The 3,508-nt window shown below is 63.6% G+C and carries 3 protein-coding genes; all 3 read left to right on the top strand.

Annotated features, from left to right (window positions below):
* Window positions 1–1,557, top strand: a 1,557-nt coding sequence (locus tag VNQ78_RS07390) for an alpha-D-glucose phosphate-specific phosphoglucomutase (protein ID WP_325688210.1), incomplete at its 5' end; no start/stop codon positions are given.
* A 90-nt stretch (window positions 1,558–1,647) separates the two neighbouring features.
* Window positions 1,648–2,547: a protein-methionine-sulfoxide reductase catalytic subunit MsrP gene (gene msrP / locus VNQ78_RS07385; protein ID WP_325688208.1), complete on the top strand. Its 900-nt coding sequence runs from the start codon at window positions 1,648–1,650 to the stop codon at window positions 2,545–2,547.
* Window positions 2,547–3,173, top strand: a complete 627-nt coding sequence (locus VNQ78_RS07380; protein ID WP_325688206.1) for a protein-methionine-sulfoxide reductase heme-binding subunit MsrQ — start codon at window positions 2,547–2,549, stop codon at window positions 3,171–3,173. The genes msrP and VNQ78_RS07380 overlap by 1 nt, the downstream gene beginning before the upstream one ends.
* Window positions 3,174–3,508 lie beyond the last annotated feature (335 nt).

Genomic DNA, 3,508 nt, shown 5'->3' with positions numbered 1-3,508 from the left:
CGGGTCTTCATGGGTCCGCATTATCTAGAGAATTTCACCCAATCCGTCTTTGACGCAATCGGCGGGGTCGACGGCAAGACGCTGATCCTTGGCGGTGACGGACGCTATTTCAACGACCGCGCGGTTCAGGTCATCCTGCGCATGGCAGCGGCCAATGGCGCCGCGCGGGTGATCGTCGGGCAGGGCGGGTTGCTTTCGACCCCCGCCGCCTCGAACCTGATCCGCAAGCGCGGCGCGGACGGGGGCGTGATCCTGTCGGCCAGCCATAATCCCGGCGGCATCGACGAGGATTTCGGGATGAAGTTCAACGGCGCGAATGGCGGGCCGGCGCCCGAGTCCGTGACCGACCTGATCTTTGCCCGGACAAAGGAACTGACGGAATATCGCATCGTCGAGACCGGCGACCTCGACCTCTCGACACTGGGAGAGGCGGCGATCGGCGGAACGGTGGTCGAGATCGTTGATCCCGTCGCGGATTATGCCGAGCTGATGGGCGAGCTTTTCGACTTCGAGGCCATCCGCAACCTGTTCATCGGCGGCTTCCGTATGCGGTTCGACGCGATGCATGCCGTGACCGGCCCCTATGCGACCGAGATCCTTGAACGCCGGCTTGGCGCGCCCGAGGGCACGGTGATCAACGGCACGCCCTTGCCCGATTTCGGTGGCGGCCATCCCGATCCCAACCCGGTCTGGGCCGCCTCGCTGGTCGAGGAGATGTTTGCCAAGGACGCGCCGGATTTCGCCGCCGCCTCGGACGGGGATGGCGACCGGAACATGATCCTGGGCCGCGGCATCTATGTCACCCCCTCGGACAGCCTGGCCGTGCTTGCGGCGAATGCGAGCCTCGCGCCGGCCTATGAGGGCGGGCTTGCGGGCATCGCGCGCTCGATGCCGACGAGCCGGGCGGCAGACCGGGTGGCCGCGAAGCTCGGGGTCGAATGCCACGAGACGCCGACCGGCTGGAAATTCTTCGGCAATCTCCTCGATGCGGGCCGCGTCACGATCTGCGGCGAGGAAAGCGCCGGCACCGGCTCTGACCATGTGCGGGAGAAGGACGGTCTCTGGGCGGTGCTGCTGTGGCTCAACATCCTTGCTCGTCGGATCGAACCGGTCGAGCAGATCATGGCCGCGCATTGGTTGCAATTCGGCCGCAACTACTATTCCCGCCACGACTATGAGGCCGTGCCGAGCGAGCGGGCCAATGCGCTGATCCAGCGGTTGCGCGACATCGCGGACGAGTTGCCTGGCCAACAATTCCAGGGCCTGACGGTCGAATCCGCCGATGATTTCGCCTATCATGACCCGGTCGATGGCTCGGTCTCAAAGAACCAGGGCATCCGCATCGGCTTTGCCGATGGCTCGCGCGTCGTGCTGCGCCTGTCGGGCACCGGGACCGAGGGGGCGACGCTGCGCGTCTATCTGGAACGCTACGAGCCGGAATCCGGGCGTCACGATCTGCCGGTCGAGGAGGCGCTGGCCCCCGTCATCGCAGCCGCCGAGGAGATCGCGCTGATCCGCGAGTTCACCGGCCGCGACAGGCCCGACGTCACGACCTGAGGCGATCACGGGAAGTTCATAGCAGGAACTGCACTGCGCTGCGATCATGTCCGTGACTGTCTTCATCAATCCACCGGAATGGAGGTCAGGATGAAACTGAAATGGTCCGATGTGACGCCCGAGCGGGTCTATCTTGACCGGCGCAGCTTTATCGCGGCGGGTGCGGCGTCGATCTTTGCCGCGCCCGCCCTTGCGCTTTCTGGCAAGGCCTCGCCTTACTCCACCATGGAGAAGTCGAATACCTTCGACGAGATCACCAACTACAACAACTTCTACGAGTTCGGGACCGGCAAGACCGATCCCGCCTCCTATTCCGGCAAGCTGAAAACCTCGCCCTGGTCGGTCGAGATCGGCGGCATGGTCGAGCGGCCCGGCAGCTACGGCGTCGAGGATCTGGTCCCCGATGCCGCGCTGGAGGAGCGCATCTATCGCCTGCGCTGCGTCGAAGCCTGGTCGATGGTCATTCCCTGGCTGGGCGTGCCGCTGGCCGGGGTGCTGAAGAAGGCCGGTCCGCAATCCGGCGCGAAATACGTCGCCTTCCAGACCCTGCTTGATCCCGATCAGATGCCGGGCCAGCGCGGCCGCGGCATCGACTGGCCCTATCGCGAGGGGCTGCGGCTCGACGAGGCGATGAATCCGCTGACCTTGCTTGCGACCGGGCTCTATGGCCGGGTGCTGCCGAACCAGAACGGCGCGCCGATCCGGCTGGTGGTGCCGTGGAAATATGGCTTCAAGTCGATCAAGTCGATTGTCGGCATCACCCTGACCGACAAACAGCCCAGGACGACATGGCAGATGCTGCAACCCAGCGAATACGGTTTCTATGCCAATGTGAATCCGCAGGTCGACCATCCCCGCTGGAGCCAGGCCACCGAGCGGCGCGTCGGCAGCGGCCTCTTCGGTGGGCGGCAGGAGACGCAGATGTTCAACGGCTATGGCGAGCAGGTTGCCGGCCTCTATGCGGGCATGGACCTGGCCAAGAACTACTGATGGCGCAGATTCTCAATCGCTGGTTCAGGAAACTGCCGGTCTGGGTGGTCTGGGCCTTGGGCGCGATTCCCCTCGCCCTGCTGGTCTGGGATGTCTTGCACGGCAACTTGGGTATCGATCCGGTTCGCGACATCGAGCACCGGCTTGGACGCACCGCGCTTTATCTCCTGATCGGGACGCTGGCGGTGACGCCGCTGCTACGCCTGACGCGGATCAATCTGATGCGGTTCCGTCAGGCGCTCGGGCTGATCTGCTTCAGCTATGTCATCCTGCATCTTTCCGCCTGGGTCGTCTTCGACATGGCCTTCCTCTGGGCGCAGATGCTCAAGGACGTGGTCAAGCGCCCCTATCTGATCTTCGGGATGCTCGCTTTCCTCATGCTGCTCGCGCTGGCGGTGACCTCGAACCGCCTCTCGATGCGCCGGATGGGGGCGGGCTGGCGTCGCCTGCATCGGCTGATCTACCCGGCCGCGTTGCTGGCGGCGCTTCACTGGATCTGGGCGCTGAAGCTTTGGGAATCGAAACCGCTGCTGATGCTTGCCGCGATTCTCGCGCTGCTGGCCCTGCGTTTGCTGTGGATTTTGCGTCTGCGCAGCAGGAGCGCGCCGCGCAGCGTCAGGGTCTGATCCCGTGCCCCGGCAGGGCAATCTGCGGCGGGCCAGCCTCGCCGAAGTTAATTACCATTATTTTTCAACATGTTAAAAGATTGTGTCGTTTTCCCTCATTTTTGCACTTGCGGGTGGTGGTGGTGATCCGTAAATACCGCCTCACCGAAACGGCGAGACGCTGAGACGGGACGGAGCGGGGCGCTGGTGACGGTGGTTGGTTCTGGGAAAATTCGGGAATGAGATGGCTTGGACGGCGCCACGAAGGAAATGGCGCGGTTTGGGTTGTTTTGTTACCCCTGCTTTTTGACATTGCGAGATATCTGAAGGGATATGTGGGCGGTTTGATCGTTATA

The organism is Paracoccus sp. (in: a-proteobacteria), assembly GCF_035556475.1.
In the GTDB taxonomy this organism is placed as follows: domain Bacteria; phylum Pseudomonadota; class Alphaproteobacteria; order Rhodobacterales; family Rhodobacteraceae; genus Paracoccus.
Note: the sequence above shows the minus strand (reverse complement) of the source record. Positions and strands in the feature narration are given on the sequence as shown.